Source organism: Shinella sp. WSJ-2 (assembly GCF_003432075.1).
Lineage (GTDB): Bacteria > Pseudomonadota > Alphaproteobacteria > Rhizobiales > Rhizobiaceae > Shinella.
This window is the reverse complement of sequence record NZ_QWBU01000012.1, coordinates 98,106-114,212: the sequence shown is the minus strand read 5'-3', so window position 1 is coordinate 114,212 and position 16,107 is coordinate 98,106. Positions and strand designations below refer to the sequence as shown.

The window sequence follows — 16,107 nt, the reverse complement described above, 5'->3', positions numbered from 1 at the left end:
GCTCAGTAACGCCATGTCAATCACTCCACAGCCCTCGCTGAAAACTCGCGAGGGACGGTTGAAACATGGGTCAATTCTCAATGGAAATATCGGGCTATGCCGGGTCAGTTCTCAGTGGCAATCAACATCCATTGCCTATGCTGCTCTTGGCGACACCATGGCAGTAAGACTGTTCGGGTGAGGGGCGTAACGCTGAACGCGCTGTCAATCACGTCATCGAAAAGCAGAGGAAGGCGGCTTAACGGTCGTCTGCATCGAGTCGAGACTGGTGTGTCGGATATGGTGGCGGTCCATCGCGTGACGCCTCAACTTCAAATCGTAAATCAGCGACGTCATCGCAAAGCCGCTGTCGTAGGCGATCTTCAGCAATGGCGATAACATCACCAACTGACCAATCGTCGTGGTCGCACCAGACAGGCACGAGCGCAACCAGTTGGCGTTGACGCGTCGAGTACGCTTTGACGATTGTCATGCCAGCCATGTCGAACCCCGCCAATCATAGGTCGATTGGTGACAACGCTACAGCTTAAAGGTTTATTCGGCAAGGACCCTTCCGACCACATGCCGCCACACTTTCGCCCATCTTCTAACTGCGACAAATGTCGGCTAGAATGCGCCGCATGGGCAGCGAGCTTCAATTAGCGGTCATGTACGGGATGGTAAGCGCGATCTGGTTCGCCGCGATTGTGTTTGGTTGGTGGTACATCACGCGCCCGTGATTAGTTCAGGCGAAGCACCGATTTGAACGGCACCGTCTCGACAACGTTACCCGTTTCGTCGGCGATCTCGAACCGCTGACCGTCGATGTGTTCATTCGCAATCAGCTTCTCTGCCAGCATTTCCCGCGCCGCCTTTCGGGCGTCCACAACTGCGTCTTCAAGAGAAGCGAATTCCAACCCGTCCGGGTCGATTTCATGGACGTCGCCGTCGCGAATATGAAAATAAAACCGTGGCATAGTTCGTGAAATCAAAAATTGCCCGCAATGTTCCGCATGGTCCCCTTGGCGCTGTCCAAGTCCCCAAAAAAATTTCAGTCGGGATGCATCCAGTCCGCTTGCTTGTGCGTACTTGGCTGGAGCAGGAGACAGCATGCAAACTTTATACGCGTACCAAGTGTCACCCGGCAGCGATGACACGCTATTTTTCGCCTTGACAGTGGAAGAATGCCGAGCAGCCGCCATAGCGCAGCGACGTGAATTGCGCATAGACACGGACAGCGACGAGATTGGAGCGATGGCGATGTACGAATGCCTTTTGCGCGTTGATCTAATGTCCCTGCTCGACATCCTGAATTTTCCGGAAGACGGCTATCGTCGGCTGCTCGTCTCAAAGAAGATGATCGGTCTGGTTGTCGATTAGCGTGGGGAGATAGCGCGTTGGCAAAGGCTGAACCGACAAAGCGATTGCACGCACTAATCGACTATCTCGACACTGTGCAATTCCGCCGCTGTCCTACCGGGGTTGGGCTGAAGACCGCGATCCGTGCCCGGGATTTAGGCCTTGTGGAATTTGATGACGATGAGGCCGACCGCTGGACGTATCGTCTGACCGATAAAGGTGCCGAGTATCGCGGCGCTCTGGCGGCAAGCTCTTCGCGATCCACCGGAATTGTGCGGCTGCACGGCTGGCAGAAGACGCCAAGCTGAAGGTCTGGCAGGAGAGTGCCAAGCGTCGGTGCATCGCTGCCAAGCAGGCCTTCGTAGGACAGCCATTCGCATTCCGGAACAGACATGGTTCCTATTATGTTCCGCGTGGAATTGGAGTCAACCGCTTGAAAATCGTACTCGACTGCGTACACTGAAAACCGTCGCCAATGGGATGGCGCAGTCCAAAGGTACCCCTTGCACCCGGTTCTTCAGAGCCGGGTTCTTTTTTGCGCGCTCGATTAGCGATGTCGCATATAGGAAAATTTGTCGCGGCGAGAACAAATCATGGACTTGTCGCACGGAGCGCGTATCGTGCATCTAACGGCAGCTTTTTCTGGTCAGGGCGCTGCCTCTGGAGTTTGACACCTTCGCCCGATGCGAGGTTCGGCAGTGCGGCTCAACTCAATCATTATGTTCGAAGAAAACGAAGAGTGGATCGTTGTCCTTGTTGAAGGCGGCGAACAGATGCGTCGTTCGTTTAAAAACGAGCGCTTTGCGCGCAACTGGTATGATGGGCAGCGAGCGCGCCTCGGACTTTCGATTGTGGATGACGCTTGACCAAAAGTGGCGGCTTCCTATCTTCGCTTCAGGAAGCCCCCTCCAAGGTTTCCGGGGATGAGGGCGCGCAATTGCTGGAGCGGTTGCGCGCCTTTTTCGTACGCTAGCGCACGTGTTGATCCTGTAATGTACAGGCGTTCGCCTCTTGTCGCCGTTTACAGGCGCACTATCTCAGCTTTGTCGCGGTTGTGTTCCCCCAGAATCTCCTTCCGCGACATGAGCCGGGGTGGTGAGTTGCAACACGCCCCGGCTTTCGCATTTTCTGATTGGACAAAGAAAAACCCGGCACCTTTCGGGAACCGGGTTTTTTCTGTGATTAGTAATCGCTCTCAGTCAAATAGTGAGAACCGTTGACGAAGCCTATTCAAGTTTTCCATGTGGTCTGTCGCCATTTCACGAAAACCTTTCTTCAGCATCGTCATGATGTCGTGATGGTATCCGTTTAGAAAATCGTTGCGCGCTTCCTTATCTGCGTACATTTGATCGATGATGTTATGCATTTACGGGTGTTTTACTCTCTCGTGGTGTGAGCTTTCTTTTCTTGTGTCTAATTTTTTGCGGTGTGTAGTCTACTTCTATCGTTTCGCCTCTCTCCTGTAATTTTTGCAGCGCCTTTGCTTGGCATTCCGCGATGTATTTCATTGCATTTTCAATGGCTTTGTACCGGTTCTCCAGCACGAGACCGTTGCCGTACCAGCCGTCTATTCCTTGCGTGTGACCCATTATTTCGGACCGGACGCTGTCTTGTGCATGTGAGTTGCGTAGGGCGTCTTCAAAGTAGTGTCGGAATGAATTCCACGACCTATCAATCTGCACCGCCTTCAGCATGCGGTTGACTTCGCCGCGCGCTTCTTCGTCACCCTTGTCATGCCGGCATTCGGGGAAGCCTTCAGGATGGCGTTTCATCGCCTCTAATGCTGGTCCCCAAAGTGGCAGCGCGCGGGGGCGATTGTCATTTTTCAAAGCCGCCCTGAAGCGGTTAGGGCGCAAGATGATGTGCGGGTACTCGTGATCGAGGAAAATGTCCTCCGCTGCCAGACCGAGCAATTCGGTCATACCGGCACCAGTGCACAGTGTTAGGTCCATCAAGTCGCGCGTAACTTGGTAGCGCGGCTGTAGCTGGTTCACGACAAGCATTTGCTCGTCTGTGAAGGGCTTTGTGCTCTTCTCGTGCTTGGGTTTGGCTTTGATCGTGACCTTATGAAAAGGGTCTTCGTCAATGTTGTAGACCTTATGGAGAAGGTCAACGACGATCATGGAGACCTGATACAGCTTCATTCGAGCCGTTTCGATGGTCATTTCCTTCTTGTCAGCCCGTTCCACCAGCCAGTTCATGAAGTTGTTGGCGTGTGCTCTGGTGATGGTCCGGATGTCGAGATCACCAACGCGATTGATGAAATCGAGCATGGATAGTTCCCAACGGCGCTTTTTCCGCTCACGCGCATGGGGTTTCAGGTCCAAGAACTTTGCACGGTTTTCTGCCGCGTACCGTTCGGTTGCTTCTGACACCAGAATGCCATTGGGGTCGGTCGCGCCATAAACTGCCGCGATGACCTCTTTCGGTGGATCGGGGAAATCTTTGATGAAGCCGTGCGCTTTCATGACCATCAGCACCGAGTCTTCGAACTCAGCGTGGAGGAAGTCCTTGCTGGAAACGTGAGGCAAGCCAAGGTCGGTCTGCACCTTCGCGACAGCCTTCGGTTCCTTCGTTTCCATCAGATCGGCAGGCGACAGGCGGCGATCCGAGCGGAACAACAAATCGTATTTGTTACGGATGGGTTCGACGCGTTTCACCGCTTCAGCAAGATCATCTGTGCCGAGAGAAAGCCAGATTTGCGTACAGCCAACCTGATCGATGCGGGATTTTGGTACGGCTTTGAGAAAATACCACATGTGACCTTCAGCACATTTACGCATGTGCAAATTTTTCACCTTAACATTTGCCATTTCGTCTTCGTCCAATATTGAATTTTGCATGATTAATGACGGCTGTTTGCCGGTCCTCGAAAGTTTATTCGTGATGGGGATTTGATGGGTCGCCACGGCAGCGCCAAAAAAGCGCGGCTTGAAAAGGCGAACTAATGCTTGTACAAGCACAAAAATCCGAATATTCTTTAGCAGAGCCATCGTCAAGCAATATTTTCGCTCCGGCGTGTAAAAAACCGTTTCTCCAAAGTTTGAAATCAAATCAAATTCTGCATTTTGCGATTTTTTCCACAATTTGTTCTCAAAACAAGTTTTCACTTTCGGAAGTAATCTGATGCTTAGTTTGCGCTCTTTAGCGCGAAATTTAGCACGAAAACCCCTATTTTGCATGTATCTCGTTGAAAAGGCTGAGAAAATTGGCACGTATCGCTCTCATAGATATTGAACGATCACTGTAAATGCGAACGGCCAGGCTGCCGGCATTATTCTTTGTTTTTCGGCGCCCATTTCAGGGTGGGGTGAATTCCCCCTGCATAACGGTCCCCTTTGGCCTGCAAGCATTGACCCCGAAGAGGGGGGAGGCGATTGTCCGGCCATGCCTTTCCGCTTCATCCACACCGCAGACCTGCATCTCGATTCGCCGCTTTCGTCGCTGGCCCTGCGCAATGCCGAGCTCGGCGACCTCGTGCGCGGCGCGACACGCAAGGCGCTCTCGCGCATCGTCGATCTCGCCATCGGCGAGGCGGTGGATGCCGTCCTGATCGCCGGCGATCTTTATGACGGCGCGCAGACCTCGATGGCCACCGCGCTCTTTCTGATGGGCGAGATGCGGCGGCTGGACGCGGCCGGCATCCGCGTCTTTCTCATTCGCGGCAACCACGATGCGCAGTCGCAGATCACCCGCGAGCTGACCTTTCCGCCCAACGTGCATCTCTTCGACGGACGCGGCAAACCGGCCAAGGCCGGTGCGCTGGCAAACGGCCGGGAAATCCACGTGCATGGCGTCAGCTTCGCCCAGCCGCACGCGCCCACCTCGCTGCTGCCGACGTTTCGCGCACCCGTCGCGGATGCCGTGAATATCGGCATGCTGCATACGAGCCTTGCCGGCGGCAGCCGCCATGATCCCTATGCGCCGACAAGCGTCGCGGAGCTTGCCGCCCACGGCTTCGATTATTGGGCGCTCGGCCACATCCACCAGCGCCGCGTCCATCAGGAGCGGCCTTGGATCGTCATGCCCGGCAACCCCCAGGGTCGCGATATCAATGAAGGCGGCGGCAAAGGCGTGACGCTCGCCACGATCGGCGAGGATGGCGTCATCACCTGCGAGGAGCGTCCCGTAGCCGTCGCCGTGTTTGAGCGGCTATCCGTCGATCTCTCCGGTATTGATGACTGGTCGGGCATGCTCGATTGCACGGAAGCCGTGCTCGCCAAGGCCCGCGAGGCCGCAAACGGTGCCCATCTCGTCGCGCGTCTCGCCATGACGGGAGCCACCCCGCTCGCCTGGCGTTTGCGACGCGATGAAGACCTGCTGCTCGGTGAGGTGCAGAACATCGCGGCTTCGCTGGGCGAATGCTGGATCGAGGCCGTCGAACTTGCCGTGTCCGCGCCGCTCGTCGAGGCCGGTATCGATGCCGGACCGGTCACGGAACTCGCCCGGCTGATTCGGGAGGATGTCGTTTCGACACACGCCTATCGCGCGGAGCTGCGCGAGACGCTGGCGGACATGCTGCGCCAGTTGCCCAAGGAGGCGCGCAGCCTGCTGGCAGGAGATGAAGCGGCGGAAGAGGCCTTGCTCTCCGAGCTCGCGCTGGAGGGATCGGATGCCGTGTTGGCACGCCTTAGCGGCGAAGGCGAGAGGGCCTGATGCGTCTCGACCGTCTCGATCTCACCCGCTACGGCAAGTTCACCGAGCGCAGACTTGATTTTGGCGCCGCGCAACCCGGCAAGCCGGATTTCCACCTCGTTTACGGCCCCAACGAGGCCGGCAAGTCGACGCTGTTTTCCGCCTATCTGGATGTGCTCTTCGGCATCGAGCGCACCAGCGCCTACGGCTTCCTGCACCCCTATCCCCTGATGCGTGTCGGCGGTCGCTTCTCCATTGGCGCGGAGCATCACGAGGCCTATCGCCTGAAGCGCAATCAGGCCTCGCTCGTCACCGCCGATGACCGGCCCTTGCCGGATACGCTTTTCGGCGCCGTGCTGGGCGGCATGGACCGCAATGCCTATCGCACGATGTTCTCGCTCGACGACGAGAGCATCGAAAAAGGCGGCGAGGATATTCTGAAGAGCGAGGGCGAACTCGGCGCCATGCTCTTCTCCGCCAGCTCCGGCCTCTCCGACATGGCGTCCAGCCTTGCCGCGCTGAAGGCCCAGGCCGATGAATTCTACCGCCCCTCCGGTCGCCGGCATGGGCTCTCCACCTTAAAAGCGGAAATCGAGGCGCTTGCCGCCGAACGCAAGGCGCTCGATATCGCGGCGCGCGACTACGGCATTCTCGTGCGTGAGCGGGACGCCGCCGCCGAACGCCATGATACGGCGACGGCCGCCCGGGCCGCGGTGCGCGCGTCCCTCCAGCAGGCCGAACGCTATCTCACCGCGCTGCCGTCCCTTGCACGCCTGCGGGCACTGCGCACGGAGTTGGGTACTTTCGACCTCGGTGAAACGCCGCCTACGGCGTGGCGAGGGCTGGTGGGCGAGCTTGCCCGCGAGGAGGCGGAGATCGCAGCACGCGCGGCGCGGGTGTCCGGCGAGCGCGAGCGCTGCATGGCGGAACGGGCAGGGCTTGCGCAAGACGATGCGGTCTTTGCCGTTGAGGCAGATTTCGCCGCGCTCTCCGGCTCCGCACTGGAGGCGCGGTTCCGCACGGCGACGCTCGATCTCGCTTCCCGCATTGCCGACCGCGACAGGCTCGTCGCGATGATCGCGGCAAATATCCAGGCTCTCGATCTTCCTGCGCAGACGGACCCCGCCGATATCCTGCTGCCCGCCGGTCTTGCCGAGCGGCTGACCGGGCTGCTTTCCCGCCGCGCAGCACTTGCCGAGCGGCGCGAGATTGCCCGGCGCGAGTTGAAGGACGCTGAGGAGGCGCGGGAGGCTGTTCGCCAAAAGGTGGTAGCCTTTGCCGGGGCAGAGGCTGATAGCGACGACGAAACGCAAGCCGCGCTCTCCGGCGCCCTGCGTGCCGCCCGCTCCGGCGATCTTCCGGCCCGCCTGCGCGAAAGCCGCCGCCTCGTCGCGCTGGCACGGCGGGACGCTGACATCGCAAGGACGCGCCTTGCACCATGGTCCGGCACGGATGCTGCGTTGGAAGGCATGACCGCGCCGACCGCATCGGTGCTTGAGGACCTGCGCCGGCGTCAGGAAGCTGCGGCGGAGGCGCTTCGTCGGCATAGTGAGCAGGTTGTGACGGCCGAGCGCGAGGCCATGTCAGCCAAGACCATGCTGGCCGCGCTGGTGACGGCGACGGGGGCGACGGGCGACGAGCATGCCGGCCAACTCCGGGACCTGCGCGATGCGGCCTGGCAGGCCCATCTCGCCCGTCTCGACCGTGAGACGGCGGCTGCCTTCGAGGCGCGTATGCAGGACGACGACCGCGCTCGCGAGGCACGGATGCGCAATGCCGACCGCCTCTCCGAAATCCGTCTGCTGGAGCGCTCCGTCGCAGAAGGGAGCGCGCGGCTCGATCTTCTTATGCGCGAAACGGCGCGGCTCGCGCAGGCCTTGGCGGATGTCGAGGCAGAGGTTGCCGCCCGTGTCGAAAGCATGGGTCTTCCGGCTGAGTATACATTGCAGGACCTTTCCAGCTGGCTGGAGCGGTGTGCGCTCGCGCTGGAAAAGGCCGCTGCTCTGGAGCGCCAGATGGTCGAAGCCGGGCTCATCGAGAATGAGGCCCGCGATGTCGCGGCCCGGCTTGCGCAATTCCTGCCGGACGGCGTGGCGCAGGGCACGAGCTTCGAGGAAATGCTGTTCCTCGCAGAAGACCGGCAGGATGCCCTGAAGGTGGCGCAGACGCAGCGGCTCGCCGCAACTGACCGGCTGGCCCGAGCGACGGCGGATGTCGAGGCGCGAGGCAGGGCAGCGGAGGAGGCGGCAGCCGCCGACGCCGCATGGCTGGAGACATGGCATCAGGCAATCGCCGGCACCTGGCTCGCGACGCGCGCCGCTCCCGCGGAGCCCGAGCGCATCGGCGCTCTGCTGCCCGGATTGCAGACTCTCGCACAGAATGTCGAGCGCCGCGCCGAATTGGATCACCGCATCGCGGCGATGCAACGGGATCAACAGGACTACGGCGATCACGCAAGGCGTCTCGCCGCTGCGCTCGCCCAGCCTTTCGACGCGGATGATCCGCTCGCCTCCGTTGCCGCCGTCGGTCGCCGGCTCGCCGAGGCGAAGACGGTACGTGACAAGGCCAAGACCATCGAAGACACGGTGGTCAGGCTGGATGAGGAGGAGAGGGCACTCGACGAGCGCCGTGCCGTGCTGACCGCGCGGCTGGGCGAAGTCTTCGCGTTCCTAGGCTGTGACAGCCTCGCGGAAGCCGAAGTCCTGCTCGAAGCCCATCGGCAGCGCGACGAACTTCGCGGCCGCATCGCCGACGTCGGGCGCGACCTCGTCCAGCAGATGCGTGTCGCCACCATCGACGAGGCCGAGGCGCTTCTGACTGTTGTCGACGAAGCCGAGCTTGTGGCGGAAAAGGTCGATCTCGCAACGCGGCTCGATGGTCTCGACAAGGAGGTTGAAGGGCAGCATGTTGCGCGGGCGCGGGCCGAGGAAGCCATGGCAAAGGTCGCCAGTAGCGATGCGGCGGCGGTGCTTGAGGAGCGACGGCGCACGGCCTTGGTGGATCTGGCGGAAAAATCGCGGCGCTACATGGCGACACGCGCGGGCATTCTGGCGGCTGAACAGGCCTTGCGTCTCTACCGCGAGCGCCACCGCAGCGCCATGATGGAGCGGGCGTCGAAGACATTTCGCGACATCACCGGCGGCGAATATGCCGGCCTTTCGACGATGCTGGAGAAAGAAGGCGAATTCCTCGTCGCCAATGCGGCCTCCGGCGCCTCCAAACTGGCAAAGGATCTCTCGAAGGGCACGCGCTTCCAGCTCTATCTCGCCCTACGTGTCGCGGGGTATCACGAGATTGCCGCCAGCCGCGAGATCGTGCCCTTCATCGCCGACGATATCATGGAGACCTTCGACGACGGCCGTGCCCTCAATGCGCTCAGGGTGATGGGAGGCATGGCGACGGGCGGACAGGTGATCTACCTCACGCACCACCAGCATCTCTGCGATCTCGCGCGCGAGGCCTGCCCCGAGGTCACGATCCATCATCTCTGAGGGCTGAAACGTTAGACACGGCAAGGAAGCATTAACCGCTGAACTTGACTTGGCAGGGCGTAAATGGTTCTTGGCGCACCATCGGCATTGCTGCGAACCCTGCTTCGCGCCGTGCTCCGCCTTCGAAGAAACGGATGGGAATGACTGGTAGAACCGGCAAAGAGGCGAGGATGTGGGAGCGGGGTTTTGCACCCCTCAGCTTCCTCGTGCTGCTCTTCACCGTGTTTCTCTCGCAGTTTCCTCTGCCAGGAGATGCTCCGCGCCATCCACAGCGTACGGCCGCCGAGGGCGGTGTCGCGCCATCGCCGCTCTCGGCGGCCGGCGACGAGTTGTGGTTCCCGGCCAATGGTCATGCCGAACGGCGGATTGCCAAGGCGAAGACCGGTCCGCCGGAAGGCGAGGGCGCCGGCAAGGCGCTCACTCCCGGTGTCGGCCTGCTGCTTTACCCTTTCGAAGTCGCCTCGAATGTGGCCGCAGTCGTTGTCGATGACAGCGCGCCGGCCGCGGATCATCCCGCATCCTTCCGCAGCCGTGCGCCCCCGGCCTTTGCTGCCTGAGGCCTTGTGGCGCTGACGTGCTGCGCCATTCTTTTGAAATTCCGATCCCATGGAGGGCGCCGGCTTGTGGTCGCGCCTTTCCCGCAGTTGAAATGGAACAACCCCATGAAAACCTCCAAATGGGCATTGTTTGTCTCCGCCGCCATCATCCTCTTCGGGATGCTCGCGGCCGTGCCGAACGTGCTGACGCCTGAGCAGCAGGCGAAATACGGGCGTTATCTGCCCGCCAACCCCGTCACCCTCGGCCTCGACCTGAAGGGCGGCTCGCACCTCGTGCTCGAAGTGGATTCCGCGGCACTGCGCAAGGCGCGCATGGATTCGCTGTTGAACGACACGCGCGCCATCCTGCGCACCGCCGGCGAGCGTGCCTCGGCCGCCCGCCTCAACGGCGCGACCCTGACGATCACGCTGCCTGACCAGGCGGCCCTCGACAAGGTTCTGCCGGAAGTGCGCAAGCTCGCCGCGCCGACCTCGACGCTCGGTTTCGGCGGCGGCTCCTCGGATATCGACGTCACCAACACCGATCTCGTGATCAATGTCACGCTGACGGAAGCCGGCATCAACGAGCGCATGTCGGCCGCCGTCGAGCAGAGCCTTGAAATCATCCGTCGCCGCGTCGACCAGGTCGGCGTTGCCGAACCGCTCATCCAGCGCGTCGGCGGCGACCGTATCCTCGTGCAGCTGCCGGGCCTTCAGGACCCGACGCGTCTGCGCCAGCTGCTCGGTTCGACCGCGCAGATGAGCTTCCACATGGTCGACCAGACCGTGGACCCGAACGGCGTCGCCCCGCGCGGCGTGCTCATCCTGCCCGGCGCCAACGACAACAACAAATATGCTGTCGAAGAGCGCGTCGCGATCTCCGGCGACCGTCTGGCCGACGCCAAGGCCGGCTTCGACCAGCGCACGAGCGAGCCGATCGTCTCGTTCAGCTTCGATTCGACCGGTGCGCGCCAGTTCGCGGAAATTACGCAAGCCAATGTCGGCAAGCCTTTCGCCATCGTACTCGACGGCAAGGTGTTGACCGCGCCCGTCATCCGCGAGCCGATCATCGGCGGCCAGGGCCAGATCTCAGGCAACTTCAACCCGCAGGAAGCGACCGTCCTTTCGGCGCTCTTGCGCTCCGGCGCCCTGCCGGCGCCGCTCACCATCATCGAAGAGCGCACCGTCGGCCCGAACCTCGGCTCGGACTCGATCCGCATGGGCCTCTATACCGGTCTTGCCGGCCTAGCCGCCGTCGTGGTGCTGATGCAGGTGCTCTACGGCTCCTGGGGTCTTATCGCAAACCTCGGTCTCGTGCTGCACACGATCCTGACGATCGGCCTGCTCGGCATCTTGGGCTCGACGCTGACGCTGCCGGGTATTGCCGGTATCATCCTCGGCATCGGCATGGCCGTGGATGCCAACATCCTCATCAACGCCCGTATCCGGGAAGAGACGGCGGGCGGGGCAGGCGCCATGAAGGCGCTCGATGTCGGCTTCAACAAGGCCTATGCGACCATCGTCGACGGCAACATGACGACCATGGTCGGCATGATCCTGCTCTTCATGTTCGGCTCCGGTCCGGTGCGCGGCTTCGCGATCACCATGATCATCGGTCTTGCGATCTCGATGTTCACCTCCATCACCTTCGTGCGCTTCCTGATGCGCGAAGCCGTGATCCTCAGAAAGATGAAGAAGATCGAGATTCATTCGATCTTCGGTCAGGTCTGGAACATTCCGACCTTCTCCTTCATGCGCGGCCGCTATATCGCGATTGCAATGTCGGCCTTCATCTCGACGAGCTCGATCATCCTGTTCTTCACGCCGGGCCTCAACTACGGCATCGACTTCGTCGGCGGTATCCAGGTGGAGGCGACATCCAAGACGCCGATCGACCTCGGCCCGCTGCGCGAGAAGATGGAAGGCCTCAATCTCGGCGAAGTGGCGCTGCAGGAATTCGGCCAGGGCACGTCCGTACTGGTGCGCGTCCAGCGCCAGCCGGGCGGCGAAGAGGTGCAGACCGCAGCGCTCCAGAAGATCCGCGACGGTGTTGCGGAAGTGATCCCGGATGCGAGCTTCGAGCGTACCGAAGTGGTCGGCCCGACGGTTTCCACTGAACTTGCACGCTCCGGCTTCCTCGCCGTCGGCCTCGGCATGGTGGCGATCCTGATCTACATCTGGTGGCGCTTCGAATGGCACTTCGCGGTGGGCGCCATTGCGACGCTGATCCTCGATATCACCAAGATGATCGGCTTCTTCTCGCTGATGCAGATCGACTTCAACCTGACGGCCATTGCTGCCGTGCTGACGCTGATCGGCTACTCGGTCAACGACAAGGTGGTCGTTTACGACCGCATGCGCGAGAACATGCGCAAGTACAAGTCGATGCCCTTCTCGGAATTGATCGATCTGTCGATCAACCAGGTGGTCATGCGATGCATCTTCACCTCGGTTGCCGTTGCAGCGTCGCTGCTGCCCATGGCGATCTGGGGTGGCGATACGGTCAAGCCCTTTGCCTGGCCGATGCTGTTCGGCGTCATCGTTGCGACGACCTCGTCGATCTATATTGGTGGCCCGATCCTGCTTTTCCTCAACCGGTACTGGAAGGATCGCAGCGCAACGCGCCCGGCCGGGACGCCGGCAGCGGAAGCTTGAAACAAGAACGGGCGCCCTTGAGGCGCCCGTTTCGTTTCAGGGGAAGCGTGCAGGACTGAAGGTGTCTGCCCCGATACCCTCGCGGGCCAGCGGCTCGGGCGTGGGGCTTTCCGTGAGAAGGGCGGCGGCAAGGCTGCCGAGGGCGGGCGAGGTGAGGATGCCGTAGCCGCCCTGGCCGGCGAGCCAGAAAAAGTTTTCGGCATCTTTCGCCGGGCCGATGACGGGCAGGCGGTCCGCGGAAAAACTGCGCAGGCCCGCCCAACTCTTGAAGATGCGGCGCACATTGAGCGTCGTTGCCTCCTCGACATAGTGGGCGGCATAGGCGACGTCGAGCTCTTCCGGCTGCACGTCGGCGGCTTCGCAGGGCGTGGCATCGGCGGGTGACGCGAGCAGGCGGCCGCCCTCCGGCTTGAAGTAGAAGGTATCTTCGATCTCGTTGATTTCGGGCACGCGGCTGGCGTCGACGCCGTCAGGCAAGTCGACGGTGATGGCGGTGCGCCGGTGCGGCACGATCCCCATGGGAGTGACGCCGCAGAGCTCGGCAACCGAATCCGCCCAGCCGCCGGCGGCATTCACCACCCTGCCGGCGCCGATCGTTTCCTCGTTCGTCTCGATGAGCCATCGATCCCCGACGCGTCGGGCACCGGTCAGCTGCCGCTTTTCGAGAATTTGCGCGCCGTGGCGGCGGGCATGGCGGGCATAGGCTTGCAGCAGGGCATCCACCTCGATGTCCCAATAGTCGGGGTCGAAGTAGGCGGCGGCGGCATAGCTGGGCTTCAACATCGGCGCACGGGCCAGCATCGCCGCCTCGTCCAGCCATTCGACGGCAATGCCTTGCGCCTTTGTCTGCTCGAAGCGGGCACGCACCAGCGCCGCCTTGTCCTCGGTACCGAGAATGATGCTGCCGCGCTCGATGAGCAGCGGCACATCGGCGAACCCTGCGGGCGGTTCCATCAGGAAGGCATGGCTGGCGCGGGCGAGCGCATTCACGAGAGGCGGATTGTCCCGCAGGGTGAACTCCGCCGCCGAGCGGCCGGTGCTGTGATAGCCGAGCGCATCTTCCCGTTCCAGCACCACGACCGAGCGATGCGGGCTTAGGAAATAGGCGAGCGAGATACCGGCAATGCCGCCGCCGATGATCGCGATGTCGAAAGTCTGCATGGCCCCCTCCGGTGTCTTGAAGGAAATAGGCCTAAGCAAGCCGTCGACATTTTTCAAATTTATAGCAATGACGGTCGATATTAGTTCGATTGATGTGGATCGCCCCAGCGCCACGGCGGCACGTCGGCGATATGCGTGAGAAAGGCACGCTCGGCAGGATTGAGCGCCGAGCCTGGATTGGTGATGCGAAAGGTTTCCGTCACCGGCAGGTCGTCATAGGGCGGCAATTGCCACAGTTCCCCGGCAGCAAGCGCAGCCCCCGTCAGGTGCGCCGGCAGCATGCCGATGCCGGCATTGGCGACGACGAGGCGCAGCACTTCTTCCACATTGAACGCAAGCGCGCGGACCTGCTGGCCAAAGGAGCCGATCGCCCGCACGGCCGTTACCGGCCCCATATGCGGCCCGCCCAACACATCGGCGAGGAAGCTGACATAGGGCTCGCCGCGCAAGTCCTCGAGCTTGGCGTCTACCGCGCCGAAGAGACGGTGTCCGCGCCCGCAATAGAGCGCGTAGCGCTCGTAGCAGAAGGGCGCCTTGTCCAAACCTTCGGGAATGATTCCGTCGGAGAGGCCGAGCGTCGCCACGCCACGCTCTACCGAGCGGATGACGTCCGTCGTCGTCTCGACGGTCACGCCCACGGTGACGCGCGGATGCAGCCGGAAGAAATCGGCGATGGCCCGGTCCCATCCCGGGTTCATGGCATGGCTGACCGCATGGATAGTGATATGGCCGGCGACGTCCTCACCGGAGGGCTCCATCGCCTCCGGCAGGCGTACGATGGCGGAAAAAATATCGTGGCAGAGCGCATGCAGCCGCTCGCCCGCTTCGGTGAGCTGGAAACGGCCGGGGCTGCGGTCGATGAGCCTGTGGCCGACGGATTGTTCCAGCCGCTTCAGCGCCATGCTGACGGCGGGCTGCTGCAGAAGCAGGCGGTTCGCCGCGCGCGTGATCGAGCCTTCCTCCACCAGTACAACAAAGGTGCGCAGCAGGTTCCAGTCGAGGTTGTGGGCAAAGCGTTCAAGGCGATTTATCGGCATGCGTGTAGTTAGGATGACAGCGCAATGAGAGGCAAGCGAAGCTTGGGTTGCGCGGCCAAAGAATGTGATCGGCGGCCTTGTTTTTTCCCGGAACCAATTCCGTTTCCGGCGCATTGAGCACCCCGAGGAAGGGGAAATGCCATATGTGGGAACGGTTTAGCACCAGCGGGCTCGCAGGGTCCTATGTGGATGACCTGCTGGCGACAGGCGTAGAAGCACGCATGGATTTTCGGCCACGACGGGCACTCGACCCGTTTCCTTTCCTTGTCAGTCCGATTGGCGATGACGAGGCCGATCCATTCATATCGGCCGCCTACTGCATGACGGAGAACGTAGGAAACGCCCAGCCGGGTCCGTGAGGCCGGAAAAGAAAAGGGACGGCCGAAGCCGCCCCAAAATCCTTACTTCATCGTGTAGATATCGATGGAGAAGTACTTGTCGTTGATCTTCTTGTATGTGCCGTCCTCGCGGATTTCCTTCAGGGCGGCGTTCAGCTTTTCGCGAAGATCGTTGTCTTCCTGGCGCACGGCAATGCCCACGCCTTCGCCGACGAACTTCTTGTCGGTGATCGGCTCGCCGATCAGTTCGCAGCAGGCCTTGCCGTCGTCGTTCTTGGTGACCCAGTCGAGCAGCGGGATCATGTCGCCGACCTGCAGGTCGAGACGGCCGTTTGCCATGTCGAGGTTCACTTCATCCTGCGTCGGATAGAGCTTGATATCGGCATCGGGATAAACGGCGGCGGCATAGTCGGCCTGCGTCGTGCCGCCCTGGGCGCCGATCGTCTTGCCCTTCATGCCTTCATTGGTGAAATCCGTAATGCCGGAATTTTTCGGCGCGGCATGGGTCATGGCGGCGAGATAGTAGGGGTCGGTGAAGTTGACCTGCTTCTTGCGCTCTTCGGTGATGAACATCGAGGCGATGATCATGTCGTATTTCTTGGCGAGAAGGCCGGGAATGATTCCGTCCCAATCCTGGCCGACGACTTCGCATTCCACCTTCATCTTCTCGCAGAGCGCAAGGCCGATTTCCACGTCGAAGCCACCGAGCTTGCCGTTGGAATCTTGGAAGTTGAAGGGCGGGTAGGCGCCCTCCGTGCCGATCTTCAGCGTTTCGGCGGAAGCGGCTGCGGAAAGGAGGGTGGAGCCTGCCAGCGCCAGTGCGAGCAGCATTTTCTTCATGGTCGTTCCCCTGTTGTTGTCGTGACCGATGGGGAACGGTAACGCGAGGCTGCGCATAAACGAAATAGATAGACCT

General features: G+C 61.2%; 13 protein-coding genes. 8 read left to right on the top strand and 5 right to left on the bottom strand.

What is annotated here, in order from left to right; translation table 11 throughout:
- Positions 1 to 181, top strand: a 181-nt coding sequence (locus tag D0Y60_RS24950) for a hypothetical protein (protein WP_210210108.1), incomplete at its 5' end; no start/stop codon positions are given.
- Positions 182 to 719: 538 nt separating this feature from the next.
- Here the strand turns inward: D0Y60_RS24950 and D0Y60_RS25130 are convergent.
- Positions 720 to 1,091, bottom strand: coding sequence for a hypothetical protein (locus tag D0Y60_RS25130; RefSeq protein WP_245409256.1), 372 nt, complete (start codon positions 1,089 to 1,091; stop codon positions 720 to 722).
- Between D0Y60_RS25130 and D0Y60_RS20890 the strand changes: the two genes are divergently transcribed.
- The 3 genes from D0Y60_RS20890 to D0Y60_RS24800 all read left to right on the top strand — a co-directional run bounded on the left by D0Y60_RS20890 (position 1,090) and on the right by D0Y60_RS24800 (position 2,204).
- On the top strand, positions 1,090 to 1,359 hold the full coding sequence (locus tag D0Y60_RS20890) for a hypothetical protein (RefSeq protein ID WP_117371880.1): 270 nt from the start codon (positions 1,090 to 1,092) through the stop codon (positions 1,357 to 1,359). The genes D0Y60_RS25130 and D0Y60_RS20890 overlap by 2 nt on opposite strands.
- A 17-nt stretch (positions 1,360 to 1,376) precedes the next feature.
- A complete protein-coding gene (locus tag D0Y60_RS24645) occupies positions 1,377 to 1,646 on the top strand; it encodes a hypothetical protein (protein ID WP_147324549.1) in 270 nt (89 codons plus the stop codon).
- Between the two features lie 390 nt (positions 1,647 to 2,036).
- Positions 2,037 to 2,204, top strand: coding sequence for a hypothetical protein (locus D0Y60_RS24800; protein ID WP_158565531.1), 168 nt, complete (start codon positions 2,037 to 2,039; stop codon positions 2,202 to 2,204).
- 492 nt (positions 2,205 to 2,696) lie between these two features.
- Here the strand turns inward: D0Y60_RS24800 and D0Y60_RS20885 are convergent, their stop codons facing one another.
- Positions 2,697 to 4,520, bottom strand: a complete 1,824-nt coding sequence (locus tag D0Y60_RS20885; RefSeq protein ID WP_147324548.1) for a DUF6538 domain-containing protein — start codon at positions 4,518 to 4,520, stop codon at positions 2,697 to 2,699.
- A 205-nt stretch (positions 4,521 to 4,725) separates the two neighbouring features.
- Between D0Y60_RS20885 and D0Y60_RS20880 the strand changes: the two genes are divergently transcribed.
- From D0Y60_RS20880 to secD, 4 genes are all read left to right on the top strand, one after another.
- Complete coding sequence (locus D0Y60_RS20880) at positions 4,726 to 5,994, top strand: DNA repair exonuclease (protein WP_117371878.1); 1,269 nt, start codon at positions 4,726 to 4,728, stop codon at positions 5,992 to 5,994.
- Positions 5,994 to 9,464 carry an AAA family ATPase gene (locus D0Y60_RS20875; protein WP_117371877.1) on the top strand — a complete coding sequence of 1,157 codons (3,471 nt, stop codon included), beginning with the start codon at positions 5,994 to 5,996 and terminating at the stop codon, positions 9,462 to 9,464. The genes D0Y60_RS20880 and D0Y60_RS20875 overlap by 1 nt, the downstream gene beginning before the upstream one ends.
- A gap of 140 nt (positions 9,465 to 9,604) precedes the next feature.
- Positions 9,605 to 10,021 (top strand): hypothetical protein, encoded by a 417-nt coding sequence (locus D0Y60_RS20870; protein ID WP_147324547.1) that lies wholly within the window; start codon positions 9,605 to 9,607, stop codon positions 10,019 to 10,021.
- A gap of 105 nt (positions 10,022 to 10,126) precedes the next feature.
- On the top strand, positions 10,127 to 12,655 hold the full coding sequence (gene secD / locus D0Y60_RS20865) for a protein translocase subunit SecD (RefSeq protein WP_117371875.1): 2,529 nt from the start codon (positions 10,127 to 10,129) through the stop codon (positions 12,653 to 12,655).
- Between the two features lie 36 nt (positions 12,656 to 12,691).
- Here the strand turns inward: secD and D0Y60_RS20860 are convergent, their stop codons facing one another.
- From D0Y60_RS20860 to D0Y60_RS20845, 3 genes are all read right to left on the bottom strand, one after another.
- Positions 12,692 to 13,816: an FAD-dependent oxidoreductase gene (locus tag D0Y60_RS20860; protein ID WP_117371874.1), complete on the bottom strand. Its 1,125-nt coding sequence runs from the start codon at positions 13,814 to 13,816 to the stop codon at positions 12,692 to 12,694.
- Between the two features lie 80 nt (positions 13,817 to 13,896).
- On the bottom strand, positions 13,897 to 14,853 hold the full coding sequence (locus D0Y60_RS20855) for a LysR family transcriptional regulator (RefSeq protein ID WP_117371873.1): 957 nt from the start codon (positions 14,851 to 14,853) through the stop codon (positions 13,897 to 13,899).
- Between the two features lie 401 nt (positions 14,854 to 15,254).
- A complete protein-coding gene (locus D0Y60_RS20845; RefSeq protein WP_117371871.1) occupies positions 15,255 to 16,031 on the bottom strand; it encodes an ABC transporter substrate-binding protein in 777 nt (258 codons plus the stop codon).
- Positions 16,032 to 16,107 lie beyond the last annotated feature (76 nt).